Annotated in this window: 25 protein-coding genes; 15 read left to right on the top strand and 10 right to left on the bottom strand. The window is 39.0% G+C overall.

Annotation, left to right across the window (positions count from 1 at the left end):
• Positions 1 to 57: 57 nt before the first annotated feature.
• The 3 genes from tilS to bshA all read left to right on the top strand — a co-directional run bounded on the left by tilS (position 58) and on the right by bshA (position 3,134).
• Positions 58 to 1,392, top strand: a complete 1,335-nt coding sequence (gene tilS, locus HDE68_RS09010; protein ID WP_183881083.1) for a tRNA lysidine(34) synthetase TilS — start codon at positions 58 to 60, stop codon at positions 1,390 to 1,392.
• Entirely contained in the window at positions 1,393 to 1,875 is a 483-nt protein-coding gene (locus HDE68_RS09015; protein WP_183881085.1) for a hypothetical protein, read from the top strand. It abuts the gene before it with no gap.
• A 110-nt stretch (positions 1,876 to 1,985) separates the two neighbouring features.
• Complete coding sequence (gene bshA / locus HDE68_RS09020; protein ID WP_183881087.1) at positions 1,986 to 3,134, top strand: N-acetyl-alpha-D-glucosaminyl L-malate synthase BshA; 1,149 nt, start codon at positions 1,986 to 1,988, stop codon at positions 3,132 to 3,134.
• A gap of 88 nt (positions 3,135 to 3,222) precedes the next feature.
• Here the strand turns inward: bshA and HDE68_RS09025 are convergent, their stop codons facing one another.
• Together HDE68_RS09025 and HDE68_RS09030 are read right to left on the bottom strand one after the other, a co-directional pair.
• Positions 3,223 to 4,338 (bottom strand): lactonase family protein, encoded by a 1,116-nt coding sequence (locus HDE68_RS09025; protein WP_183881089.1) that lies wholly within the window; start codon positions 4,336 to 4,338, stop codon positions 3,223 to 3,225.
• Between the two features lie 15 nt (positions 4,339 to 4,353).
• Positions 4,354 to 5,877, bottom strand: coding sequence for a pseudouridine synthase (locus tag HDE68_RS09030; protein WP_183881091.1), 1,524 nt, complete (start codon positions 5,875 to 5,877; stop codon positions 4,354 to 4,356).
• 294 nt (positions 5,878 to 6,171) lie between these two features.
• Here HDE68_RS09030 and HDE68_RS09035 point away from each other — a divergent pair, with 294 nt between their 5' ends.
• From HDE68_RS09035 to HDE68_RS09050, 4 genes are all read left to right on the top strand, one after another.
• The gene (locus HDE68_RS09035; RefSeq protein WP_260171722.1) at positions 6,172 to 6,882 is read left to right on the top strand and encodes a lytic transglycosylase domain-containing protein; all 711 of its coding nucleotides are present in this window, start codon (positions 6,172 to 6,174) and stop codon (positions 6,880 to 6,882) included.
• A gap of 166 nt (positions 6,883 to 7,048) precedes the next feature.
• Positions 7,049 to 8,500, top strand: a complete 1,452-nt coding sequence (locus HDE68_RS09040) for a Gfo/Idh/MocA family oxidoreductase (RefSeq protein ID WP_183881095.1) — start codon at positions 7,049 to 7,051, stop codon at positions 8,498 to 8,500.
• Between the two features lie 151 nt (positions 8,501 to 8,651).
• Complete coding sequence (gene uvrA / locus HDE68_RS09045) at positions 8,652 to 11,495, top strand: excinuclease ABC subunit UvrA (protein ID WP_183881097.1); 2,844 nt, start codon at positions 8,652 to 8,654, stop codon at positions 11,493 to 11,495.
• Between the two features lie 37 nt (positions 11,496 to 11,532).
• Entirely contained in the window at positions 11,533 to 12,990 is a 1,458-nt protein-coding gene (locus tag HDE68_RS09050; RefSeq protein WP_183881099.1) for an NAD(P)H-hydrate dehydratase, read from the top strand.
• Here the strand turns inward: HDE68_RS09050 and HDE68_RS09055 are convergent.
• The 3 genes from HDE68_RS09055 to lipA all read right to left on the bottom strand — a co-directional run bounded on the left by HDE68_RS09055 (position 12,983) and on the right by lipA (position 15,431).
• On the bottom strand, positions 12,983 to 13,930 hold the full coding sequence (locus HDE68_RS09055) for an anti-sigma factor domain-containing protein (RefSeq protein WP_183881101.1): 948 nt from the start codon (positions 13,928 to 13,930) through the stop codon (positions 12,983 to 12,985). The genes HDE68_RS09050 and HDE68_RS09055 overlap by 8 nt on opposite strands.
• Before the next feature lies 1 nt (position 13,931).
• Positions 13,932 to 14,483 carry an RNA polymerase sigma factor gene (locus HDE68_RS09060; RefSeq protein ID WP_183881103.1) on the bottom strand — a complete coding sequence of 184 codons (552 nt, stop codon included), beginning with the start codon at positions 14,481 to 14,483 and terminating at the stop codon, positions 13,932 to 13,934.
• 69 nt (positions 14,484 to 14,552) lie between these two features.
• On the bottom strand, positions 14,553 to 15,431 hold the full coding sequence (gene lipA / locus HDE68_RS09065) for a lipoyl synthase (protein ID WP_041880761.1): 879 nt from the start codon (positions 15,429 to 15,431) through the stop codon (positions 14,553 to 14,555).
• A 184-nt stretch (positions 15,432 to 15,615) separates the two neighbouring features.
• On the opposite strand from lipA, the gene HDE68_RS09070 reads away from it, so the two are divergent.
• Positions 15,616 to 16,020 carry an OsmC family protein gene (locus HDE68_RS09070; protein WP_183881105.1) on the top strand — a complete coding sequence of 135 codons (405 nt, stop codon included), beginning with the start codon at positions 15,616 to 15,618 and terminating at the stop codon, positions 16,018 to 16,020.
• Here the strand turns inward: HDE68_RS09070 and ytxJ are convergent.
• The 3 genes from ytxJ to HDE68_RS09085 form a co-directional block, all read right to left on the bottom strand.
• The gene (gene ytxJ / locus HDE68_RS09075) at positions 16,010 to 16,342 is read right to left on the bottom strand and encodes a bacillithiol system redox-active protein YtxJ (RefSeq protein ID WP_183881107.1); all 333 of its coding nucleotides are present in this window, start codon (positions 16,340 to 16,342) and stop codon (positions 16,010 to 16,012) included. The two genes, HDE68_RS09070 and ytxJ, sit on opposite strands and share 11 nt — an antisense overlap.
• Before the next feature lie 231 nt (positions 16,343 to 16,573).
• A complete protein-coding gene (gene ribH / locus HDE68_RS09080; RefSeq protein WP_183881109.1) occupies positions 16,574 to 17,065 on the bottom strand; it encodes a 6,7-dimethyl-8-ribityllumazine synthase in 492 nt (163 codons plus the stop codon).
• Between the two features lie 73 nt (positions 17,066 to 17,138).
• Positions 17,139 to 17,810, bottom strand: coding sequence for a tetratricopeptide repeat protein (locus HDE68_RS09085; RefSeq protein WP_183881111.1), 672 nt, complete (start codon positions 17,808 to 17,810; stop codon positions 17,139 to 17,141).
• 198 nt (positions 17,811 to 18,008) lie between these two features.
• On the opposite strand from HDE68_RS09085, the gene recF reads away from it, so the two are divergent.
• Both recF and HDE68_RS09095 read left to right on the top strand, forming a co-directional pair.
• Entirely contained in the window at positions 18,009 to 19,112 is a 1,104-nt protein-coding gene (recF, locus tag HDE68_RS09090) for a DNA replication/repair protein RecF (protein WP_183881113.1), read from the top strand.
• Positions 19,105 to 19,395, top strand: coding sequence for a DUF721 domain-containing protein (locus HDE68_RS09095; protein WP_183881115.1), 291 nt, complete (start codon positions 19,105 to 19,107; stop codon positions 19,393 to 19,395). Before recF ends, HDE68_RS09095 begins: the two co-directional genes overlap by 8 nt.
• A gap of 247 nt (positions 19,396 to 19,642) precedes the next feature.
• On the opposite strand, the gene HDE68_RS09100 is transcribed toward HDE68_RS09095, so the two are convergent.
• Both HDE68_RS09100 and HDE68_RS09105 read right to left on the bottom strand, forming a co-directional pair.
• Positions 19,643 to 20,353 (bottom strand): FKBP-type peptidyl-prolyl cis-trans isomerase, encoded by a 711-nt coding sequence (locus HDE68_RS09100; protein ID WP_183881117.1) that lies wholly within the window; start codon positions 20,351 to 20,353, stop codon positions 19,643 to 19,645.
• Positions 20,354 to 20,568: 215 nt separating this feature from the next.
• A complete protein-coding gene (locus tag HDE68_RS09105; RefSeq protein ID WP_183881119.1) occupies positions 20,569 to 20,988 on the bottom strand; it encodes a nucleoside-diphosphate kinase in 420 nt (139 codons plus the stop codon).
• A 106-nt stretch (positions 20,989 to 21,094) separates the two neighbouring features.
• On the opposite strand from HDE68_RS09105, the gene HDE68_RS09110 reads away from it, so the two are divergent.
• The 5 genes from HDE68_RS09110 (at position 21,095) to HDE68_RS09130 (ending at position 26,620) form a co-directional block, all read left to right on the top strand.
• Positions 21,095 to 22,108, top strand: a complete 1,014-nt coding sequence (locus HDE68_RS09110; RefSeq protein ID WP_183881121.1) for a DHH family phosphoesterase — start codon at positions 21,095 to 21,097, stop codon at positions 22,106 to 22,108.
• 235 nt (positions 22,109 to 22,343) lie between these two features.
• A complete protein-coding gene (locus tag HDE68_RS09115; RefSeq protein WP_183881123.1) occupies positions 22,344 to 23,336 on the top strand; it encodes an FKBP-type peptidyl-prolyl cis-trans isomerase in 993 nt (330 codons plus the stop codon).
• A gap of 70 nt (positions 23,337 to 23,406) precedes the next feature.
• Positions 23,407 to 24,174 (top strand): TatD family hydrolase, encoded by a 768-nt coding sequence (locus HDE68_RS09120; RefSeq protein ID WP_183881125.1) that lies wholly within the window; start codon positions 23,407 to 23,409, stop codon positions 24,172 to 24,174.
• Between the two features lie 6 nt (positions 24,175 to 24,180).
• Positions 24,181 to 25,197 carry an asparaginase gene (locus HDE68_RS09125; protein ID WP_183881127.1) on the top strand — a complete coding sequence of 339 codons (1,017 nt, stop codon included), beginning with the start codon at positions 24,181 to 24,183 and terminating at the stop codon, positions 25,195 to 25,197.
• 13 nt (positions 25,198 to 25,210) lie between these two features.
• Complete coding sequence (locus tag HDE68_RS09130) at positions 25,211 to 26,620, top strand: MBL fold metallo-hydrolase (RefSeq protein WP_183881129.1); 1,410 nt, start codon at positions 25,211 to 25,213, stop codon at positions 26,618 to 26,620.
• The last annotated feature ends 2 nt before the right edge of the window (positions 26,621 to 26,622 follow it).

Consider the following 26,622-nt stretch of genomic DNA (forward strand, 5'->3'; position numbering starts at 1 on the left):
TTTATCTAATAATTTGTTTATGCTTCTTTTTAGCAGCAAATCTCCTAATTTTGGACGATGTTACCTTTGCAGAATTTCCTCGATTACATCTGTCAGAATTCCCTGTTCGATCCGGACCAGCGAATTCTTTTGGCCGTTAGCGGAGGTAAAGATTCGGTTGTCATGGCTCATTTTTTTAAGGAAGCTGGTTTTAAGTTTGGAATAGCACATTGTAATTTTGGACTTAGGGATGAAGAGTCACAAAGAGATGAACGTTTTGTCAGCTCCCTTGCTGTTCAGCTGGAGGTACCGCTGTATGTAACGCATTTCGCAACTAAAGCGTATGCTGCCGAACATAAAGTGTCTACTCAGATGGCAGCCAGAGACCTGAGATATCACTGGTTTGAAGAAATCAGACAACAGGAAAGTTATGCTTATATTGCTGTTGCCCATCATCAGGATGATGCCATAGAAACAGTTTTACTCAATCTGGTCAGAGGCACAGGTATTGCAGGTTTACATGGCATTCTGCCTAAAAGAGATTATCTGATCAGACCATTGTTGTTTCTTTCGCGTGCAGGAATTGATGAAGCCGTACAGGAGAATAATTATGATTTCGTAGAAGATAGTTCTAATTCAAGCACTGCCTATGCCAGAAATAAATTGCGGTTGGGTGTAATTCCGCTGCTTAAAGAAATCAATCCCAATCTTGAACAGACTTTTGAACATAATATTCTTCGTTTTGCGCAGACCGAAATAGTTTTGCAGCAAACGGTTGCCCGTATCAGGACAGAGATTTGTGCCGAAAGAAGAGAGGGGATATACTTTTCACTGGAGAAAATTAAAGCACTGCATCCTCAACAGCTTCTTTTATTTGAATTGCTGAAAACTTATAATTTCACAGAAGCGGTAGTGGAGGATATTCTGAATTCTTTAGAGAAACAAAGCGGTACTTCATTTTATAGTTCCAGTCATCGTTTAACAGTAGACCGTGATGAATTGATTCTGACTGTCGCCGGAAAAGAAGAAATTTATACAAATAAAGTTATTCATCTTTCGGATACAGAAATTCCATTCGGCAGCCAGATTTTTAGTATTACTTATTCCGATGAACCTGCTTTTGAGAATAATCCTCAGAAAGCATTTATAGACGCTGATCAGCTGATCTTTCCGCTCATCGTCAGAACATGGCAGGATGGAGATCGTTTTATGCCTATAGGCATGAGAAATTATAAGAAATTAAGTGATTTCTTTATTGATCAAAAAATACCTCTGCCCCAAAAAGATAGTATTCCAATTCTGATTAACGGGAATGGCGATGTGGTCTGGGTTGCGGGTTTACGTCAGGACAATCGATATAAAGTAACTGCTACAACAAAAAAAGTCGCTATATTCGAACAGAAATTAAATTAAATGGGCAATAAGTACGCTTTTCTGGAGAAACAATATATAGGCAGGGATTACATCAGGATATGTATCCGGTTGCTAATGGCCGCCTTCTGTTTTGGCGCATACGTGTATGAAAGAGACCGTGATAATACACAGGATTTATTTCTTGTGGTAGGTTTTGGTATCATTGGTATATCTATTGCCTTATTATTTCTGATTCAGTATAAAACTATCATTCACAATAAAAGTATGATCATTGACGGTCTGTGGACAGCCAAAAAGGTCAAAATAGATTTAAATAGTATTACCGATGTCCGAAAAGATACTTACAGCAGTTATCTTTTCAATAATCCGGTTTATAACCTGCACCGTAAAGGAAGTATTCGTTTTTATTCTTCAGGGAAAGATGCAGTTGTACTGACAGACCGTGACGGACTGGAATATTATATTGGTACCCAAAGACCAAATGAAATGCTTTTGGTCATTCAGGCCGAAATGAAAGATTAATTCTGTCACAAATCAAATAATTGCAATTGTTTAACACAAAGATCAGTTTTAGTACTGTAATTTGCGGGTGAAACAGTTTAATTAAAACTGTTATAGATAATCTATAATTGATGAAAATAGGTATTGTTTGTTACCCTACATTTGGCGGTAGCGGTGTTGTCGCTACAGAATTAGGAAAGGCATTGGCTGATGAAGGACATCAGGTCCATTTTATCACCTATAGCCAGCCTGCAAGGTTAGACTTTTTCTCTGCTAACCTTTATTACCATGAAGTATCTGTCCGGGATTATCCCTTATTTGACTATGCACCTTATGAATCTGCATTAGCCAGTAAACTGGTAGACGTGGTTAGGTTCGAAAATCTGGATATACTCCATGTACATTATGCAATTCCACATGCTTCTGCTGCTTTTATGGCGAAACAGATCCTGGAAACCTATGGTATTTTTATACCATTTGTAACCACGCTCCATGGAACTGATATTACACTGGTAGGGAAAGACCCGACTTATAAACCTGTGGTTACATTTTCTATCAATAAGTCTGATGGGGTAACTACTGTTTCCAACGATCTGAAAGAAGATACGAATAATCATTTCGATATTACAAACGAGATCAGGGTAATTCCGAATTTTATAGATTTCAGCAGATTCAGTCTGAAGCCAAAAGATCATTTCAAGAAAGCTATAGCGCCTAATAATGAAAGAATCCTGATCCACACTTCTAATTTCCGTAAGGTAAAAAGAACGGCGGATGTGATCAAAATGTTCAGACTTATCCTGAATAAAATCCCTTCTAAATTATTAATGGTAGGGGATGGACCTGACCGTGCTAACAACGAGCAATTGTGCAGAGACCTTGGTATCTGTGACCATGTACGCTTTTTGGGAAAACAGGATGCTGTGGAGGAAATTCTTTCTGTAGCTGATTTATTCCTGATGCCTTCCGAAACAGAGAGTTTTGGTTTAGCCGCATTAGAAGCTATGGCTTGTAAAGTGCCTATCATTACTTCGAATGCTGGTGGTTTGCCAGAATTGAATGTAGATGGCTTTTGCGGATATATGAGCAACGTTGGTGATGTAGATGATATGGCAAACAAGGCTATTATGATCCTTGAAAATGACGAAGTGTTGAATACGTTTAAGGAAAATGCTTTTAAAAGGGCACAGGACTTCGATCTGAAAAAGATATTACCGCTGTATGTAGATTATTACAATGATATTATAGCGAAGAATCTAAAGTTACAGGCTGTCCTGTAAAGTTCGGCCCGTATTATTTAAAGCAAAAAAGCCCGGTAATATTAATTACCGGGCTTTTATATTTTTAGAGATTATGTTTATACGTTATCTATTTTTTAGCTACAAATTCGAAACAGACAGGAGCCCCTATATCGATTCTTTTTCCACTATCTGTTAAAGCACCAGTTACTTTATTACGTTTAAAGATGACCACGTTATTGGTATACTGATGACCAACTAAAAGCCAGTTACCACTTGGGTCAATGACAAAAGCTCTCGGGCCATTACCCAGCGTGCTGGTCTGACCTTTATTAATCAGATGACCGTTACTTTGAACAGCGAATGTTGTGATCGTATTGGCAGTACCTCTGTTACTTGTATATAAGAACTTGCCATCAGCAGAAAGCTGTATGTCAGAACCTCCATTTTCACCTTTAAAATCTCTGGCTACCATAGAGATCTCCTGGATCTTTTTGAACACACCGTCAGTATAACTGAAAACGGTTACCTCTGGTATCATTTCCTGTATCAGGTAGGCAAATTTACCATTACTGCTAAAGGTAATATGTCTCGGTCCGCTGCCAGGTTTGATACTGATGCTGTCTTTTAAAACCAGTACATCATGTGCCGAATCTTTATGATAAGCATAAGTATAAACTTTATCTTTTCCTAAATCATTAGAGATCACATAACGATGATCAGGGCTAAAACGCACCATGTGAACATGTGCACTGTTTTGCCTGTCTTTGTTTACGCTTGATCCGATATGTCGAACAACCTGTTTCGCAGGAGTCAGTGCACCATTTGCCTGTCTGCCGAAAACACCAATAGTGCCTCCGCTATAATTGGCAATCAGTACATTTTTATCATCTGCAATCAGGTAACAAGGATCTGCACCTTCTGATTTTTGTTTATTTAAGAATCCTAATTTTCCTGTAACCGCATCAAAACTAAAAGCACTTACCATGCTTTTGTCTCCGTTCTCATTTACTGCATAAACAAATTTACGGTCTGGCGTAACTTTAAGGTAGCTTGGATTAATCACGTTCTTCTCTACATTATTCAAATGGAATGCAGCATTGGAAGTGTTAAAATCGTAAACATAAATCCCTTCACTTTTACCAGGAGCAGTATATGTTCCTACGACAAGATGATAATCTGCCTTTTGTGCCTGAGCAGAAAAGTAACAAACGGTAGCGGTTAACAGACAAAGTAGTTTTCTCATAAATCGGGCTATAATTTACTGGATCAGATGTTTGATCTGAATCAGTTCATGTTCTTCTAAAAAGCGCCATCTTCCACGTGGAAGATCTTTCTTGGTCAGGTTGCCATAAACCACACGGTCTAATTTAACAACTTCATAACCCAGGTGTTCAAATATTCTACGGACAATCCTGTTTTTACCACTGTGGATCTGGATGCCAATTTCACGTTTAGAACCTCCGGCAACGTAAGATACAGAATCTGGTTTAATAATACCATCTTCTAATTCCAATCCGAACTGAATTTTGTTCAGGTCACCCTGACTTAAGCTTTTACTTAATTCAACATGATAGATTTTAGTAATACCATTTCTTGGATGAGATAATTTATCTGCTAAATCACCGTCATTGGTCATTAATAAAAGTCCGGTTGTGTTACGGTCTAAACGTCCTACAGGATATATACGTTCTCTGCTGGCTTTTTCAACCAATGACATGACTGTACGACGCTCCTGAGGATCATCAGTAGTAGTAATATAATCTTTAGGTTTATTTAAGATCACATAAACTTTCTTTTCACGTTTCAATAATTCACCATTGTAACGTACTTCGTCTTTACCCGGATCTACTTTATGTCCCAGTTCAGAAACCGGTACCCCGTTTACAGAAACAACACCAGCAGCAATCAGTTCATCTGCCTTACGACGTGAACAAATACCAGAGTTGGCGATGTAACGGTTCAAACGGATTTTTCCGTCATCTATAGTATTACTTTCCTTGCGGGCACGCATAACAGGTGCCGATTTAGCAGCAAAAGGCCTTGGCGCACCAGAATATGGTTTTGCCGGCGCACCTTCTTCTCTCTTTCTGAAAGGTCTGCTGTCTGTGCTTCTGGAAGTATTCTTTTTATCATCGAAAGTTCTGAATGGTCTTTCGCCATCAGTACTGAAATTGTCTTTCTTTATATAACTACGGCCTTCATTTCTTGGCATTTCTTTAGAACTGCCTTCTTTAAATGCACGTGGTTTGAATGTTTTGCCGCCAGCACCTCTTGATGAGAAGCTTTTCGCCTCACCATCTTTACCTGCTCTTGGTCTGAAACTGCTTTCGCCATCTCTTGGAGGTCTTGATGAGAAGCTTTTTGCATCGCCATCTCTGCCTGCTCTTGGTCTGAAACTGCTGTCACCGTCTCTTGGTGGTCTTGATGAGAAGCTTTTTGCATCACCATCTCTGCCTGCTCTTGGTCTGAAACTGCTGTCGCCGTCTCTTGGTGGTCTTGCTTTGAAATCTTTAGCATCGCCATCTCTGCCTGTTCTTGGTCTGAAACTGCTATCACCATCTCTTGGAGGCCTCGCTTTGAAATCATCACCATCTTTGCCGGCTCTGGGTCTGTAATTGTCCTTTCCAGCACCAAATTTACTCTTGTCGTTCCCCTCTTTATCCCCAAACTTGCTTTTACCTTTGTAAGAGCTATCTGCTCCACTACGGCCTTTACCTGTTGTGCTTCGGTTTCCCGGTTTGGACTTGTCATCCCGACTGTTCCTGTTGTTGTTATTTGTCATGATACGCTGTTAACCACATAATTAATGCGGGGTGCAAATTTAATAAAAATCGAGCAATTAGTCATTTATATTTTCATGTTGTCAGTTAAAAATAAAATCACGGCCTATGGGTGTTTAAACGTTGATTTTAAAGCTTATTCTTGTAAAATGTTGATAATTAGCTTAATATACGTTACATTTGCAGGCGTTTTATAATTGTTCACCAAAAAAAGGAGGAAAATGATAAAGAAACACATAATAACATGTTCAATAATTTTAGGATTATTGGTTATGGCAAAAGTGTTTGCTTACAACATGCCCCAAGCATTTAAAAGTCACAAAAAAGGACTTAACAACACTACAAAAAGTATTACCACTACTACCACTACTATTACAGAAGAGCCTGTAAATCTGATGGCTCAGTTAAATTTTGCAGAAGAAACTTTACCTGTGGGTGACATTCGGGTGGAGCGAAAAATGAAGAAAACTCTTGCGGGATATAATTACAGTAATCTACAGACAAATCGTCTGCACCGAATGGCCGCAGAGTGGTTCCCGATTATCGAGCCGATTCTTGCTGCTTATGGCATCCCAAATGATTTTAAATACATGCCTCTTGTTGAATCTGGTTTACAAGGCGGAATGTCTCCGAAAGGAGCAAATGGAGCCTGGCAATTTATGCCTGGTACTGCACGTACTTACGGACTCAAAGTCAACTCAGAAGTTGACGAACGTAAAAACTTACGTAAATCCACTATAGCAGCCTGCAAATACATCAAAGAATTGTACGGCGTTTTTGATAGCTGGACTTTAGTTGCTGCAGCTTACAATGTTGGTGATAACCACATGAGAAAGCAGATCGACAGACAAAATCAGGATAATTATTTTAAGATGAAGCTTAACCGGGAAACCGGGGGATATGTTTATAAGCTTATTTCGATGAAACAAATTATTCAGGACCCTTCACGTTACGGTTACCGTGCTTCTCCAAAAGGAGTACTGGCTATGAATACCCAGAGTGAATAGGAAATCAGAATGAAATAGAAAAGCCGGCTTAAGCCGGCTTTTTTATGCCTGTTCAATAACAAATCTCTCTGCTCAGTTAATAATTCTTTTACTTTCTTTTAATTTACACGTGATTTTGATACGTTGTAAAACGTATATATTTAGTGAGTTTAAAAATACTCTTCTAATGAAATCTGTTATACGTATAATATTAATTGGTATCGGCCCCCATTCAAAACGCGTCTATCTCCCTGTACTTACCAATTTAAGGAAGAAATTCAAGGTTGAAATCCTATTGGCAGTTGATGTTAAATCTGAAGAAAAGAAGATCAGACATCATTTCGAAAAAAATGATTATAAGGTCAACACCTTATTTATTGATCCTTTTACTGGTCAGATACCAGAAACCCTAAAAGCTGAGCTGGATCAGTTTGTTAATGATAATGATATCAATGCAGTTATTATAGCCACCGAACCATCGGTTCATCATGTTTATGCAGAATGGGCTTTAGGTTTAAAACTTCATATTCTAATGGATAAACCAATCAGTACGAGAGAAAATGCAGTTTCTGATCTGGAACAAGCGCATGGAATCCTTGCTGACTATCAGAACCTGCTGAAACTTTACAATGACTTCCAGTCTGAGAAATCGACTATCTTTTCTGTTAATGTTCAGCGGCGGTATCATCCGGGTTTTCAGTGTGTCATGGAGAAGATCAAAGAAGTGGGCGAAGCAACCAATTGTCCTGTGACCGCTATCAATTCCAGTCATAATGATGGACAATGGCGTTTGCCGTCAGAAATGGTTTCTCAGGATTATCATTCCTATAATAAAGGGCATGGAAAGATGTCGCATAGCGGTTATCATTTATTTGATATCGTTAGTCAGCTTTATCATTGCACTGGCATCACTGACAAGGCACCAGACCATATGGAAGTTATCAGCTCACTGATTCAGCCCGATGGCTTTATTACACAGATGAACGAGCAGGATTATCTGACTTATTTTGAAAGTGACTACAAAGATGTGAAGACCTACGACGATCAGCAGTTATCGGAGATTTTTCAGAATTACGGAGAGATTGATGCAACCATCATGGTCAGAATGCTCAAAGACAAGAAAAACATTGCTAATATAACCATCAATCTATTGCATAACAGCTTTAGCAGAAGGAGCTGGGTGATACCTGATGCGGACCTTTATAAAGGAAATGGCCGTGTAAAACATGAATATCATAATATTCAGCAAGGCCCTTTCCAAAGCATCCAGATTCATTCATACCAGGCTAAAGACAAACATCAGTATAACAGCAGGAAAGATCACAAACCAGGCGGAAATAATCATTTTGATATTTATATATTCCGGAATATCGGTATGCTGGGAGGAGAACATCCGCTGGAGGTGATTACAATGAAAGATCTTTCAGCAAAACACAATCTGGATGATTCCAGGCTGTTAACTGAACAGGCCAAAACGGCAGTCGTTGAAGAATTTCTTAATTTCATTCACGGACATGTGGATAAAAAAGACCTGGTCTCCAATATTGACAGCCATCTTGACGGCGTTAAAATGATGTCAGCTTCTTATGTTTCACATATTAATCATAAAGCCGGTAAAAACCCGGTTGTGAATATTTAAAAACACGCCATTGTCATACCCATGTTTCTTTGATCCTATCCGTTTACAATAAATAAACCACGATAGGCTATTAAAAGAAAAATGGGTACTTTTGTGGCTGCAAATTTGCTTTCTTTATTTTAAAGATTTCAAGAGCGTTTTTTAGATATATATGAGCAAAAATACCATCGACCTGGGTGAACAAAAAGATGTTGAAGTATACGGTGCAAGGGTTCACAACCTCAAAAATATAGATATTTCCTTTCCGCGTAATCAGTTGGTTGTCATCACTGGTTTAAGTGGAAGCGGTAAATCATCTCTTGCATTTGATACGATTTATGCCGAAGGACAACGTCGTTATATGGAAACTTTCAGTGCATATTCCCGTCAGTTTATGGGAGGTATGGAAAGACCGGATGTAGATAAAGTTTCAGGATTAAGTCCTGTAATTGCTATTGAACAGAAAACGACGAGCAAGAATCCAAGATCTACTGTAGGGACCATTACAGAGATTTACGATTTCATGCGTTTACTATACGCCCGTACTGCAGATGCTTTCTCTTACAATACCGGAGAGAAAATGGAGCGGATGAGTGAAGATCAGATTCTGAATAATATTTACAATAAATATGACGGTGTTGCAGTCAATATCCTTGCCCCTGTAGTTAAAGGCAGAAAAGGGCATTACCGTGAACTGTTCGAGCAAATACGTAAACAAGGATATGTTAAAGTTCGTATTGACGGAGAAATACAGGATATGACTCCAAAAATGCAGGTGGACAGATACAAGATCCATGATATTGAAATTGTAGTAGACCGTCTGTTGGTAGATAGAAAAGATCATAAACGATTAATAGATTCTGTACAGACCGCAATGCGGGTAGGTAAAGGGATTATTAAAATCAGCGACAAGGAGAATAATGTTTCTCATTTCAGCCGCTTTTTAATGTGCCCTACTACCGGGATCTCTTATGACGAGCCGCAACCAAATAGTTTTTCTTTCAACTCTCCGTATGGAGCCTGTGAGCAATGTGATGGTTTAGGTTATATTTTCGTTGTAGACAGAGAATCTGTGATGCCTAATCCTAAGCTGAGTATTATGAACGGTGGATTGGCCCCGCTTGGAGAATACAGGGATATCTGGATGTTCCAGGTGATTAAAGCACTGGCAAAGAAATATAACTTCTCTCTTTCTACCCCTATAGAAAAGTTAAGTGAAGAACATATCCATATCATTCTGAACGGAAGCCCTGATTTGCTTTCTGTAGCTGTTGAATATAACAAATGGAATGTACAGAACTATCAGATCACTTTTGACGGGATTATTAAATTACTCGAAGAGCAAAACGAGAAAAAAGGAGAAGGGGCTGTTGATGATATGGAGACGTTCCGGAAACTTAAAACCTGTCCTTCCTGTAATGGTGCAAGGCTGAAAAAAGAAAGCCTGCATTTTAAAGTAGACGGTAAGAATATTTTTGAACTGGCAGAAATGGACATTAATAGCCTGAAAGAATGGTTCACTAATGTAGAAAGCCGTTTAAATGAGAGACAGAATACCATTGCCAAAGAAATTCTAAAAGAAATCAGGACCAGGCTGGGCTTTCTGACTGATGTAGGGCTGAATTATCTTTCACTGGACAGAACAGCAAGAACATTATCAGGAGGTGAAGCACAGCGGATACGTCTGGCCACACAAATCGGGTCACAATTAATGAATGTCATGTATATTCTCGATGAGCCAAGTATTGGTCTTCATCAGCGTGATAATGAGCGGTTGATTGGCGCGCTGAAAAACCTGCGTGATCTTGGAAATACAGTGTTGGTGGTAGAGCATGATAAAGACATGATTCTGGAAGCAGATTACGTTATTGACGTTGGTCCGGCTGCTGGTTTACATGGTGGTCAGATTGTTGCCGAAGGAACCCCTGCAGAGATTCTTAAATCAGGAACACTGACTGCGGCCTATCTGAATGGAAATAAAGAAATTGCAGTGCCTGCAAAAAGAAGAAAAGGAAACGGGCATAAACTATCTATCATCAAAGCCAGTGGTCATAACCTGAAAGAAGTTTCGGTGGATTTTCCATTAGGTAAATTTATCGCGGTTACCGGAGTTTCCGGAAGTGGTAAATCAAGTTTGATCACAGAGACACTTTATCCAATTTTAAACCACCATTTCTTCAGAGCGAAAAAACATCCTTTGCCTTATGAGAAGATCAATGGCATCAAAGAAATAGATAAAGTAATTGAAATTGATCAGGCGCCAATTGGCAGAACACCAAGATCAAATCCATCTACTTATACTGGTGTTTTCTCCGATATCAGAAACTTATATGTACAACTGCCTGAAGCTAAGATAAGAGGGTATAAACCCGGCCGTTTTTCTTTCAACGTCAAAGGCGGAAGATGTGAAACATGTCAGGGGGCGGGAATGAAGGTTATTGAAATGAATTTCCTTCCTGATGTGCATGTACCTTGTGAAGAATGCGGGGGCAGAAGATATAACAGGGAAACGCTCGAAGTACGTTACCGTGGTAAATCGATCAGCGATGTATTGGATATGAGTATTGAAGATGCCTGTGCATTTTTTGAAAACATGCCTGTTATTTACCGTAAAATCAAAACCTTAAAAGATGTTGGACTAGGGTATATCACCCTGGGGCAATCTTCCACTACTTTATCGGGCGGTGAGGCGCAAAGAGTTAAGCTGGCTACTGAATTATCTAAAAAAGATACTGGTAAAACCTTCTATATTCTGGATGAACCGACAACTGGCCTGCATTTTGAAGATATCAATGTACTGTTAGGCGTACTCAATGAGTTAGTAGACAAAGGAAACACTGTCCTGGTTATTGAACATAACCTGGATGTAGTTAAAGTTGCAGACTGGGTTATTGATTTAGGAGAAGAAGGCGGAGCAGGTGGCGGAAGAATCATTTTTGAAGGTACGCCGGAAGGCCTGATTCAAAATCCAATCAGTTTAACAGGGAAATTCCTGAAAAAAGAAATGAAACATTAGTCTATTTTAAATGCAGAACCTGATTAATCAAGAGCAGATGCGTTCAGCAGACGTATTTACCGTTAAAAATCAAGAGATATCAGCTATTGAATTAATGGAAGCTGCGTCGGAAGCTTTTGTTGGAGAATTTATAAAAGAGATTACCGGCGAAGATACCCCAATAGATATCTTATGTGGTAAGGGAAATAACGGGGCTGATGGATTGGCTATAGCCAGAATCCTTAAAGATAAAGGATATAACCAGGTCGGCGTTTATCTGATTGATTTCTCAGGCAATGAGACCGAAGAATATAAAATAAACCTGAACCGTTTAAAAGATCTGTGGTTCCCTTTAACTACAATCAAGGCTGTTGCAGAGCTGAAAACTTTGAAAAATGGAGTTATCATTGACGCTGTTTTAGGCTCTGGTTTGAATAAAGCACTAAGTGGTCTTTATCTGGAACTGGCGCAGTTTATTAACGGATTAAATGCCCGGGTAATTGCAGTAGATATACCTACAGGTTTTCCGGCAGAAGGGATCTTAGATCAGAGTAATGTTTATATCAGGGCAGAACTGGTTATCTGTTTTCAGCGGCCAAAGCTCAATTTCTTCTTTCCTGAATCTGCCAATGCTTTAGAACGTTTCAGGGTAGTTGAGATCGGCCTTGACGAAGATTATATTGAAAGTCTGGATTCTCCCTATAAACTTTTAAATGGGTCTGATATCAAAGCTTTATTTAAACCGAGAAAATCTTTTACACATAAAGGTACTTATGGCCATGCATTAATTATTGCAGGTCAAAAGGAGACTATGGGAGCTGCGATTCTTGCTGCTCAGGCCTGTCTTTATGGAGGGGCAGGATTGACCACGCTTTCTATCCCTGAAAGCGGATTAACAGCTTTAAATACAGCTCTGCCAGAAGTGATGTATATCAACCGTACCGCATTACAGGGGACTGAAAAATTCAATGCTGTAGCGGTGGGGCCAGGTTTGGGTACTGGTACAGAAAGTGCTGAACTACTAAAAAGCCTGTTAAAATTAAAGAAACCCTTAATTATTGATGCTGATGCCTTACACTTGCTTGGGAATCAGAAAGATTTATTGAAAGAAGTGCCCGAAGGTTCCATATTGACCCCTCATATGAAAGAATTTGATCATTTATTTGGTCAGCATGATTCCTGGTGGGCCCGTTTAGAAACCGCAAGGGAACAGGCTATTGAATTGAAATGTGTCATCGTACTTAAAAACCAATATACTTTTATCGTCAATCAGAATGGGAAAGTAATGATCAATTCAACTGGAAATCCAGCAATGGCACAAGGTGGAATGGGAGATGTACTAACAGGATTGATTGCTTCATTTTCGGCTCAGGCTTACCTGGCTGAGCAGTCTGCCTATACGGCCTGTTATTTACATGGATTGTCCGGAGACCAGCTTGCGGTGTCAAAAGTTTCTGTGAAAGCATCAGCAGTCGCAGAACAGATACCTGAAGTACTAAAAGGATTAATTAAATAGATACGCCACCCATAGCAACCATCTTTTCCATTGTAGGACTGATACTGCCTCCGCGTTTTTCAAGAGTTACTGCAAATGCTTGTGCATTTCCAACTTCTTTCATCGCAACCAGCAGTTTTTTAGGTTCAGCTGTTGCATCGAATACACCAAGATCTACTGGTTTGCCATCTACAATTGCCCATAACTGATATTGATGAGCTGCATCATTTTGAGGAAGGGCCATTTTAGTGTTGTCCACCATAACATGCTGTCCTTGTTTATGCCAGTAAACCATCATGTTAGCCTGAGGAGAGATTTTAGTTCCGGCAAGTTTAACAGCTTTCCATGTTGGATCTGCTGCAATCGTTGCGATTTCCTGTAAATCTTTATTCTCATCTTTCATAAAGCTTACTGTACTTGCAAACTTCTCTTTGTCCACATTTAAAGCAAGGATTTGCTGATTGGCAGTGGTTAACTTATCATGTGTTGAATAAAGGGCAACTACGCTGACAACTAATAAACCTACACAGGCAACCAGTGCGTATCTCAGCGTTTTTATCGTCGAAGCCGCGTGATCAGCATTTAAAGGAACAATCTTAGCTCCATGATTTATCGCTGAACCAGAATTTATCGCAGCATGATTGTTTATCGATGAGCTATGATTTAATGAATGGTGATTTATTGAACTGTGATTTACCGGAGCTGATCCTTTATCCGTATTTACTTCGTTAGCGGAAATACTGATTTTCTCAAAGATTTGTTTATCCAGCCCGCTGGTTGGTTCAATAGCATGTTTAATCGCATACTGTTCCATAGCAACTTCGATCGCACTAATTTCTGCTTTAACTGCAGCGTATTTAGTTGCCATCTCTTCAACTTCTTGCTGTTCACGGGCATCTAGTTGCCCGAGAACATAAAGTTCAAGTATGCCTGTTTCGATATATGCTTTTGCTTCTTCCACTTTAATTAAAATGCTTTCTTAATTCCATAATAGCCATCCGGATACGGGTCTTAACCGTACCTAATGGTAAATTCAGTTCCTCTGCAGCCTCTACATGAGTATAGCCCTTAAAATAGACCATATCCAACACACTATTGAATTCAGGTTTAAGTGCAGTAACCATGTCTTTTAAACCCATCGTGTCAGCATTAAAAGTTATCTTTCTTTGCTGGTCAATGAAATCTACGTTATTTTCTATGTCTTGGTTTTTATTGGCATTCCTAAAGTCTTTGGAACGTAGCTTATCTATGGAAAGATTACGTGCAATATTAATCATCCATGTAAATAAACGGCCTTTAGAACTATCATAGTTGTCCGCAGAGTTCCAGATTTTAATGAAAGTATCCTGTAAAAGATCCTCAGCAATTTCAGAATGCTGTACAATTCTAAAGATTACACCTAGCAGTGCACCTGAATACATGTCGTATAGTGCCTGAATAGCGATCTTTTCGCGATCTTTCAGTGCACGCACCAGATCTTCTTCTGTAAGGGATATTTTTTTATTCGGTGCCAATGTTTGCTAATATACAGAATGTCTAACAAGTTCAAACATATTTTTGTTTTGTTTGAAATGTCTAAGCTACTAAAAATCGAAAAGGTGTTTCTCTGCATGGTATGAAGAACGGACTAATGGACCGCTTTCTACATATCTCAAGCCTTTTGCCATTCCAATTTCTTTATATTTAGCAAACTGATCAGGATGGATCCAATCTACAACCGGGTGGTGATTACGTGTTGGCTGTAAATATTGACCTAAAGTCAGGATATGTACACCATTGGCAACCAGGTCATCCATTGCTTCCAGTACATCATCTTCAGTTTCTCCCAATCCAAGCATGATACCTGTTTTAGTTCTAAGACCGAATTCTGATATTCTTTTCAGACATTCCAGACTTCTGTCATATTTAGCCTGAACACGTACCTGTTTAGTTAAACGGCGTACAGTTTCAATGTTATGTGACATGACCTCAGGACGCTCTTCCAATACACGGTAAAGGTTATCCCAGATACCTCTGAAATCAGGGATCAAGGTCTCTAAAGTTGTCGAAGGACTTTCTCTGCGAATAGCCTGTAAAGTTTCTGCCCAGATAATAGATCCGCCATCTTTTAAATCATCACGGTCTACCGAAGTAATTACGCAGTGTTTTACCTGCATTAATTTAACAGAGTTGGCTACACGGTTAGGCTCATCTGTATCTACAGCTTTTGGTCTGCCTGTTGCTACTGCACAAAATGAGCAGGAGCGGGTACAGATATTACCAAGGATCATAAATGTTGCCGTACCAGCGCCCCAGCATTCGCCCATATTAGGACAATTACCGCTTTCACAAATGGTATGTAATTTATGTGTATCTACAAGACTACGCACTTGTGCATACTCTTTACCTACAGGAAGCTTAACTCTAAGCCAGTCTGGTTTACGTTGTACTGTGTTTGCTGAAACAACCGGAAGTTCGATCATGCAGCAAAGTTAAGCAATAGGTTTCAATTGTTATAAACATGAAATGTATGTAAGGTGTAATGTTATGCTTAAATAGCAGGAAAATATGACAAACGGAAAGAAATAGATAGCCTCAGATTGTTGGCTTCGTAAATAATTTATGTTAATCTTGTATTACAGGTTTATAAAAGCCCGGAAAAACAATATGGCAACTTCAAAAATAACTTACAACGGAGGGCTGAGAACCAGCTCTGTTCATTTACGCTCGGGAAATGAAATTATTACAGACGCACCTGTGGATAATAAAGGTAAAGGCGAAGCATTCTCACCTACAGATTTGCTGGCTACCTCACTGGGAAATTGTATGCTCACTATCGTAGGTATTGCAGCCGCAGAACACGGCTTTAATATTGACGGTGCTACTTGTGAAATTACAAAAATCATGGCAGAAGGGCCAAGAAGGGTAGCAGAAATCATTGCTGACTTCCAGTTTCCTGCAAATAACTATACTGAGAAAGACAAAAAGATTATCGAAAGAGCTGCAAATACCTGTCCGGTATTTTACAGCCTTCACCCTGATTTAAAGAAAACCGTTACTTTTAATTATTAATAAGTTCGGCCACTTCATCTGCTGAGATGTCACTATGTGAGGCATCCAATACGCAATCACCATCCTTGATTAATAAAATCTGAGGAGATTCATGATGAACCTGAAATGTTTCAGCTATCTGTGCAGAAATTGCACGGTGGCTGATCAGGTCCAGGAAATAAAGGTTGGTGTCTTCAGGAATCACTTCCCAGTCAAGCTCAAACCTTTTTTTTGCCATCATACTCACTGAACAACGGGTGCTGTGTTTAAAGATTAAACTATAACCCGCCTGCGTTTTTATGTCACTGATCTGATCTGGATCAGTAATGTTCTTCCACTCCATCAAATTTCTATTTTAAATTATATCCGGCTTACTTTCTCCGGTTGCCTTTTGGATACGAACTGTATGCCGGGCAAATACGGTTAGAGCAAGACTCTAAAACTATTATTGCAAAGAATACTCCAAGCAATACGATTGCTATCTTTTTCATCAGTATAGATTTTATTTTCTACCGCTAATCTACACTATTCCAGAAAATAAAACAATTCAGTATTAAGGGCTTTTAAATAAAGCTTAAGCTGTTTCCAGCAAATGAGCCATTTTTATTGCCGTAATCGCTGCTTCATCTCCTTTATTACCATGTTTACCACCAGATCTGTCTAAGGCCTGTTGTAAGTCATTGGTCGTTAAAACACCAAAAATAACTGGTTTGCTATATTTAATACCTACTTGTGTTACACCGTTAGCTACTGCATCACAGATAAAGTCGAAGTGTTTGGTATCACCCTGGATTACACATCCAAGACAGATAACCGCATCAAGATCGGCATGTTTCTTTAATAAAATCTCGGCTGCACCTGTTAATTCAAAACTTCCCGGAACCGCTATAGAACGAATATTTTCTTCTTTAACGCCATGTTTTAAAAGTGTTTCCAATGCACCTTTGTAAAGACTGCCTGTTACATCCGCATTCCATTCAGCTACTGCAATAGCAATTTTATAAGCTCCACCATCAGGGACAGTAGTATGAGAAAAGTCGGACAGGTTTTTTAATTGTGTTGCCATGAGACAAAGATAAGTATTAAAACAAAAAAAAGGCCCGCATAAAATGCAGGCCTTTGTAAAAATATGTGGAATATTATTTTCCTTGTGCAGCAGTAGCACGAGCAATATACTCGTCAATCATCACAGCTTCCTGACTTGCAGGGAACTCATTTTTGATTTTGTTATAGGCTTCTTCTGCATTTTTGAAGTCTTTTTGTGATTCGTAAACCAATCCTAATTTTTTAAGGAATAAAGGAGAAGTAAATTTGTTGCTTGATTTTTCAGCCGCTTTCTTGTAATAAGTAATTGCCTGGCTATAATCTTTCAGTTCACTGTAAGCATCACCTAACATTCCTAATGCCAGCGGATCTGCAACAGGACTTCCTGTTTCTGAATATTTACCTAATACCTCAGTTGCTTTTTTGTATTCACCTTTACGTAAATAGATTCCGCCAAGATATAAGTTAGCTAAGTTAGCTGATTTTGTATTGTTGTATTCTTCAGCGATTTTCTCAAATCCAGGATAACCTGCATCGCCCGAAATAGCTTTATTAGCCAGAGAATCTACCCCAACATATTGTTCTGCTTTGTACATTTTTGCAGAAGCTTCCTCAGCTCTGCCTTTCAAATATACATTCTGATACCAAAAGTATATGATCACTAATACGATTACCGCTGCGGCAATGAATAAAAGGCTTTTAGAGTTTTCCTCTAAAAATGAACCTTTTCTAACGTTATGATTTACTTCTTTTTCTGTTGTGGACATTTTATTAATAAAAATTAAGGATTGCAAAAATACATTTTTCGGTTAAAGTATCAACCTCTTTTTCAGTATTTAAATAAAAATTTTAAACGCGCACTGTTTTAGAACCTCCTGAATTAGATGTGAATAGGATAATGGTGAAACAAATCTGTGTATCAGCTTCTTTTAACAAACCTAAAAGGTAACTTTGCAGTTCATACTATGTGGTTAAAAAATATTACTCTGCTCAACTTCAAAAATTATTCGGATGCTGATTTACGGTTTTCAAAAACAGTGAATGCATTTATAGGAAATAATGGTGCCGGGAAGACCAATTTACTGGATGCGATCCACTATTTGTGTCTTTGTAAGAGCTATTTTAATCCTATTGATAGTCAGCAGATCAAAACTGCCGAAGAACTTTTTATGATCCAGGGGGATTTTGACCGCCAGGAAAAAAATGAGAAGATCACCTGCGGGGTCAAGAAAAATCAGAAGAAACAATTCAAGAGAAATAAAAAGGAATACGATAAACTGGCTAATCATATCGGGCTATTCCCGCTGGTAATGATTTCACCTTATGATGTCACCATTATCATGGATGGAAGTGAAGAAAGACGCAAATTCATGGATAATGTGATTTCTCAGACAGATTCGCAATATCTGGATGAGCTGATGCAATATAACAGACATCTGCTGAACAGAAATGCGCTGTTAAAACAGATTGCAGTTACCCGCCGTTATGATCCGGCATTGCTGGAAATATTTAATGAGCAGCTGATTAGCTGCGGAGAGAAGATTTTTGCAAAGCGCAAGCAGTTTATGCTTGATTATATAGAGTTGTTCAACAAATATTATCATTATCTGACCGCCGAGGCAGAAGTCGTTAACCTGACTTATCAGTCTCAGTTAAATGATACCCCATTCGAAACTTTACTGCTTCAATCTGTAGAAAAAGATAAAGTCCTGGAAAGAACGACAACCGGGATACATAAAGACGATCTTATTTTTACCATCAGCGACATGCCGCTTAAAAAATTCGGCTCACAGGGGCAGCAGAAATCTTTCCTGATTGCTTTGAAACTGGCACAATATGCCTATGTGGAAAAATATAAAGGTTTTAAACCTTTGCTGCTGCTGGATGATATCTTTGATAAGCTGGATGAACACAGAATGCATAAATTGATGGAAATGGTTTCTCACCACGACTTCGGGCAGATTTTTATTACGGATACCGGAAAAGAAAGAGTACTTAATATCTTTGATAAGATCAAAGTTCCTGTAACTTTATTCGAAGTAATTAACGGAGCCATACACCATGCGTAAACCTAATGACATGACCCTTAAGGACGCCATTTCAAAAATGCTGTCTGTATATAAGATTAAAGGGAAGTTTGATGAAACAGGCGTCGTTGCGATGTGGCCTGAAATTATGGGCACTGCAATCGGAAACAGAACCACGCAGATCTATATTGCGCATAAGAGGCTGTTTGTCCGGATTGAATCGTCAGTGATCAAGAATGAGCTCTTAATGGTAAGAACCGGCATCATCCAGAAACTGAATGAACGTGCCGGTTCAGAGGTCATCAATGAAATTGTATTCTTGTAGAACTTAGTTGCCGCTTCCGCCGCCAAAAATTTTACTGACCACCCATATGATTAGGGCCAGCACTACAACAACTACAATTATACCGGACCAGACTCCGGCCTTGAATATACTCTCTACAAGTTGACAGCTACTTAAAGTTGTCATTATTAAAGCCACAAGGGCAAGGGGTAAATATCTTTTCGTGTTCATAGCAGATTAATTAGTCTTCTTTGAACAAGTAATCCTGGAAATGGTTTTTAAAAAAAAATTATTTACTGTTTACTTTTAATAATTCAACTTCAAAAATCAGCATACTATAAGGAGGTATATCCTGTCCCATCGGGCGTTCGCCGTATGCCAGGTTATAAGGGATAAAGAATTTATATTTAGAACCAGGGGTCATTAACTGTAAACCTTCTGTCCATCCCGGAATAACTCTGTCTACACCAATTGAAAGTGGTTCTTTTCTATCATAAGAACTGTCAAACTGTTTTCCGTTAAGCAAAGTACCCTTATAGTTTACAGTGACATTATCTGTTGGTTTCGGGGATGCCCCGTTCCCCGGGCTAACCACTATATATTGTAAGCCGCTGGCCGTACTTCTTACACCGGGAACTTTTAAATTACCTTCCAGGAAGTTCTTTTCTTTAGCAATTTCTGCTGCATATTTTTCCATCGTAATTCCTTTAAACAGGTTACCAATAACTTTTTGTGAAGATTGTTCCGTTAATAAAGGTGCATGACCCTGAAAAACATCTTTTAAACCTTTCATCAGTAAATCATAGTTCAGTGCTTTAACACCATTGGCTTTTAAACCTGAGGCCATGGAAAATCCAAAAGCATAACTCGCTGAATCCGTAATGCCAGTCATTTTTACCGGGGCAACTGTTGCTTTTTTAGTTGCAGGCTTACGTTTAGTTTGTGCGGTTGCCGCATATCCGCATAAAGGGATCAAAAGGGTAATGGCTAATTTTTTCATTGCTATAAGAGGTTCGTTTATTTTAGTTTGGGCTCCTTATATTTTAAAACGGGGGCTGATTTTAACGAAACCATCATGTGCGGCAGAGCAGAAACTGAAATGAACAGGAATCAGGTAGCGCAGGATAGCTTCATCACCGTTAAAAAAACAATTAGACTATAATGAAAATAAGCACCCTTTTGAGGTGCTTAGATTAATAATTTATTCGGCAGGAACTAGAAACGTTCAGCAGCAGTAAAGAAGAAATCTCCTTCAATTGCAGCATTTTCGTTCGAATCAGATCCGTGAACAGCGTTTGCATCAATAGATTTAGCATATTTCTGACGGATAGTACCTTCAGCTGCATCAGCTGGGTTTGTAGCACCGATCAGGTTTCTGAAATCTTCAATTGCGTTATCTTTTTCAAGAATTGCAGCTACGATTGGACCAGAAGACATAAAGCTAACTAAATCACCATAGAATGGACGATCTTTGTGTACTTCATAGAATTTACCAGCAGTTTCTTCTGTAAGTTTAGTGTATTTTAAGGCAATGATTTTAAAACCAGTAGCAGTAATGTCATTGATAATTGCTCCGATATGTCCATTTGCTACTGCATCTGGCTTAATCATTGTAAATGTTCTGTTTGTAGTCATCTTTGTGTTATTTATTTTGCAAAATTACATTTTCTACTGTTAATATTAAACACCAAAATTTAAACCTCTTGTTATTCATTAAATTATTAGATTTGCAACGAAAATTATGCTATCCCTTTCCCAACTTAAAACATTGCTGGCAACGCCGCAAAAAATTGTAATTACTACACACCATAAACCTGATGGCGATGCTATGGGCTCTTCTTTGGGCTTATATGCTTATCTGATCCAGAAGGGACATCATGTAACCGTAATTACCCCAACAGACTATCCGTATTTCTTACACTGGTTACCAAATAACTCGGATGTACTGATTTATACGGATGCGAAAGAGGAAGCAGAGCAATTAGTTGCTGATGCTTCTTTGGTTTTTTGTCTGGATTTCAACACTTTAAGCCGTATCAACGAACTTGGTGAAGTAATCCGCAATTCATCTGCTTATAAAATTATGATCGATCATCATCTTGATCCTGAGGATTTTGATGATTACAGACACTGGAGTATCAATGCTTGTGCAGCAGCGCAGCTGGTTTATGACTTTATCGTCAATGAACTGAATGACGGCGAATTAATGAACAAGGACATTGCTACCTGTCTGTATACCGGAATTATGACCGATTCTGGCTCTTTCCGTTTTCCTTCTGCCACTTCAACAGTTTACCGGATTGGTGCTGATCTGATTGATGCAGGGGCTGAACACTGGCGTATTCATCAGCTGGTATATGATAATGCAACAGAAAACCGTTTGCGCTTTCTGGGTAACTGTCTGACTAATAAGCTGGAGATTCTGAGAGAATATAATACAGCTATTATCTCTGTGACTGCCGAAGAATTAAAGCGTTTTAGTATTGTTACCGGTGATACAGAAGGTATTGTTAATTACGCACTTTCTATCAATGGGATCAAATTAGCAGCTTTTATCATCGAAAGAACGGATAAAGTTAAATTATCTTTGCGTTCAACAGGAGATTTCCCTGCAAATGAGATTTGTAAGAAGTTTTTCAATGGCGGCGGACACCGAAATGCTGCCGGCGGATATTCTGATAAGAACCTGGACGATACTGTAAACTACTTTAAATCAATTTTATCAGAGTATAAAACTCAATTGTTGCTTAATTAATTTAAAGTTTGCTTAAACTTGCTCTTTGTAAAAGAAAAAACAACTAAAATAAAATAGTGCGTAAAGCTGATATTGTATAAATTGCAGGAAAGCTGGGGCGTGCTTTAGGAAACGAAAATAAAAAACAATAAATCTGAAATGAAACCATCATGTGCAGCAGCACACAAACCGAAATGAAAAGAAATCGGGTAGCATATGATAGCTTCATGACCATTAAAAAAACAATTATATTCCAATGAAAAAAACATTAGTAATTCTTTTTGCAGCTACACTTGGTTTAGCGGCTTGTAACAACTTCAAAAAAGGTCCGGGAGGCCTGATGTACACGATCCACAAAACTGAAGGAAAAGATAAGATCGTTGAAGGTGATATCATCAAAATCAATGCAATTCAAAAAACTGAAAAAGATTCAGTAACCAGCAGTACTTATGATATTCAGCAGCCAGCTGTATTTCCAGTATCTAAAAAACAATGGGCAGGAGATATCTCTGATGCTTTAATGTTATTAGCAGAAGGTGATAGTGCTACTTTCAAAATTGACCTGGATTCAATGGCTAAATATTCAAACCAGCCAAAACCAGCTACACAAAAAGATAAATACATGGTTTTCACTGTGAAAATCGAAAAAGTAATGCACAAAGCTAAAGGTGAAGCTGATTCAACTTTCCAGAAAAAAGCTACTGAGTTTTTCCAGAAAGATTTCCAGGCAACTGTTGCTAAACATAAAGCAGCTGAGGCAGGAAAAATCAAAAACTTCATTGAAGAGAATAAATTAAAAGTACAAACTACTGCTTCTGGTTTACAGTATGTAATTACTGCTCCTGGTGATGCACAAAGAGCTACACCTACAGATACTTTAATGGTAAATTACACTGGTAAATTACTTACTAAAAAATCAAATGGTAAAGAAAGCATTTTTGATACAAGTGTAGAGAAAATTGCTAAAGAATCAGGTAAATACAACCAGATGGCACAATATGGCCCACGTCCATTTACTATTGGAAGAGCAATTCCAGGATTCGACGAAGGTCTTAAATTAATTGGAAAAGGTGGAAAGATCACTTTGATCATCCCTTCAAAATTAGCTTATGGTGAAGGCGGAATGCCTCAGGGTGGTATCACTCCATTCTCTCCACTGGCTTTTGATGTTGAAATTACTGACATCAAAAAACCTACAGGAGCACCAGCGCCAGCAGCACCGGTTATGGCTCCTGCAGCTAAAAAATAATTTTGATTTTAATCATTACTATAGACCCTGTCCGGATTACCGGACAGGGTTTTTTTATTAACTTTGTTTTATGTTTTTAACCGATACGCATACACATTTGTATTACGAAACGGAAGAAGAAAAGCAGGCATTACTTTTTCAGCGCTGCTTTGAAAATAAGATAGACCGCTTATTTCTTCCTAATGTAGATATCTCTTCCATCGCAAAGATTGATGATCTGGTCAGAAAGTATCCGGATAACTGTTTTGCTATGGCCGGACTGCACCCCTGCGAAGTCAAAGAAGGATATCAGCAGGTGCTTGCAGAAATCTATAACAGTATTGAAGGCCGTAAGATTTACGCCATTGGTGAGATCGGTATAGACCTTTACTGGGATAAGACAACACTGGCCATACAGCAGGATGCCTTCAGGGAACAGATCAGATGGGCCAAAGCATTAAAGCTTCCTATTGTGATCCATTGCCGTGAAGCCTTTGATGAAGTCTTCGAAGTCCTTGAATCCGAAAAAGGGGATGACCTGAGAGGGATTCTTCATTGTTTTACAGGTAACCTGGAGCAGGCAAAAAGAACAATCGAATTGGGTTTCTATCTTGGTATAGGCGGAGTTGTTACCTATAAAAAGGCAGGTCTGGATGAAGTGCTTTCGCATATTCCTTTAGAACACCTGGTACTGGAAACAGACTCACCTTACCTGGCACCGGTGCCTTACAGAGGGAAACCTAATGAAAGCAGTTACCTTGTACATATTGCACAGAAAGTTGCTGATATTTATCATATTCATGTGGAACAAGTCGCAGAAGTAACTACAGCCAATTCTATAAAAATATTTAACGTCTAGCCCTACATGACAAAAATTCTCATTATCTATACAGGTGGAACTATCGGTATGGTCAATAACCCGCTGACGGGTTCATTAATTCCTTTTGATTTCGAGCAGATCCAGCAGAATGTACCTGAGCTGGCCCGTCTGAATTATCATCTTTCAGTTCATTCTTTTGATCCCATTCTGGATTCCTCGAACATGGATCCGGTTATCTGGGCAGAGCTGGCAGGGATTATTGAAAAGACCTATAATGATTATGATGGATTTGTGGTCTTACATGGTTCAGATACGATGGCCTATACGGCCTCAGCATTGAGTTTTATGCTGAAGAATCTGGCAAAGCCAGTGGTACTGACCGGTTCGCAGTTGCCAATCGGTGAAATCAGAACAGATGCCAAAGAAAACTTAATTACTGCACTGGAAATCGTGGCTACCAAAAATAACGGGGTTGCAATGGTACCGGAAGTATGTATTTATTTTGACTATCAATTGTTCCGTGGTAACCGTTCTATTAAATATAACTCGGAGAAATTTGAAGCTTTTCAATCTCCTAATTACCATATTCTGGCAGAAGCAGGGGTAAACCTGTCATTTTATAATAACTATATCAATGAGCTGCCAAAAGAGCCTTTACAGGTGCAATCAAATTTCAATGCAAATATTGGCGTATTGAAATTGTATCCTGGTATTACGGCACAGGCTGTTCAGGCGATCACCAGATCTGCCGTTGATGCCATTGTACTGGAAACTTTCGGATCGGGCAATACAACGACTGCACAGTGGTTTATCGATAGCCTGCAGGCTGCCATAGATCAGGGTAAATTAATTGTTGATATTTCACAATGTCAGGGAGGTTCAGTGGAACTGGGTAAATACGAAACCAGTAAAAAATTGCAGCAAATGGGCATTATCAGTGGTTTTGATATGACATTTGAAGCTACAGTTACCAAACTAATGTACTTGATGGGTCAAAATCTCACAAATACTGAAATTGCAGGGCTAATGGAGCAATCTTTGCGCGGAGAATTAACAGCGTAATAAAAATAGACTAATGAAGATAGAGCAAATTTATACAGGCTGTCTGGCCGAAGCAGCTTATTATATTGAAAGCAACGGAGAGGCAGCGATTATTGATCCTTTAAGAGAAGTACAGCCATATCTTAAAAAAGCTAAACTGGCAGGCGCTCAGATTAAATATATTTTTGAGACACATTTTCATGCTGATTTCGTGTCAGGACATGTTGATCTTGCCCAGCATTCAGGAGCTAAAATTATTTATGGCCCTACCGCACAGACTACATTTGATTCTTATATAGCAACCGACGGCGAAACCTTTAAAATCGGGGAGCTGACGATTACAACTTTACATACTCCGGGGCATACACCAGAGTCTACTACTTATCTGCTGAGTGATAAACAGGGTAAGCCTTACTGTATTTTTACAGGAGATACTTTATTTATTGGCGATGTGGGCAGACCGGATCTGGTACAAAAGGGTGCACTGACTGCCGAAGATATGGCAGGTACACTGTATGATTCCCTGCATACAAAAATTCTTACTTTACCTGATGATGTCCTGGTTTATCCGGCACATGGGGCAGGTTCTGCCTGTGGTAAACATATGAGTAAAGAAACGTTTGATACCCTTGGCCATCAGAAGGAAGTGAATTATGCACTGAAAACTTCTGGCCGGGAAGATTTTATCAAACAAGTAACGGAAGGTACTTTACCACCACCACAATATTTTGCAAAAAATGCAGCTATCAATAAAAACGGCTATGAAAGCTTTGCTGACGTTAAAGAAAAGGGATTAATCCCGATGGAGCCGGAAGAGTTTGAAGCAACTGTAAATCATGTGGGTGCATTGATTCTGGATACCAGAGATCCACAGGAATTTGCTAAATCTTTTATCCCTTCGTCAATTAATATTGGTTTGAACGGACAGTTTGCTCCCTGGGTTGGCGCATTGATTACCGATTTGAAACAACCTTTGTTATTAATTGTAGAAGAAGGCAAAGCCGAAGAAGCAATTACCCGTTTAGCAAGGGTAGGTTACGATGAGACGATCGGTTATCTGGCAGGTGGAATAGCTGCCTGGATAGCTGCCGGTAAAGACGTGGATACCATTGATTCCATTGCAGTGGCTGATTTTGAGGACGTGGTATATACAAATCCTGATCTAAAAGTACTGGATGTACGTAAACCCGGTGAATATGAAGCGGGGCATCTGGAATGTACACTGACCCGTCCGCTGGATTATATCAATGACTGGACAAATGAGATTAATCCGCTTGAAACCTATTATATCCATTGTGCAGGTGGTTACCGTTCTATGATTGCCGCTTCTATTTTAAAAGCAAGAGGGGCAGACCGTGTAATTGATATCAAAGGGGGTTATGCTGCAATCCGTTCTACAAGTTTAAAACGGACAGATAACTCTGTAAAAGAAATTAAATCCTGATT

Source organism: Pedobacter cryoconitis, assembly GCF_014200605.1.
Classification (GTDB): Bacteria; Bacteroidota; Bacteroidia; order Sphingobacteriales; family Sphingobacteriaceae; genus Pedobacter; species Pedobacter cryoconitis_B.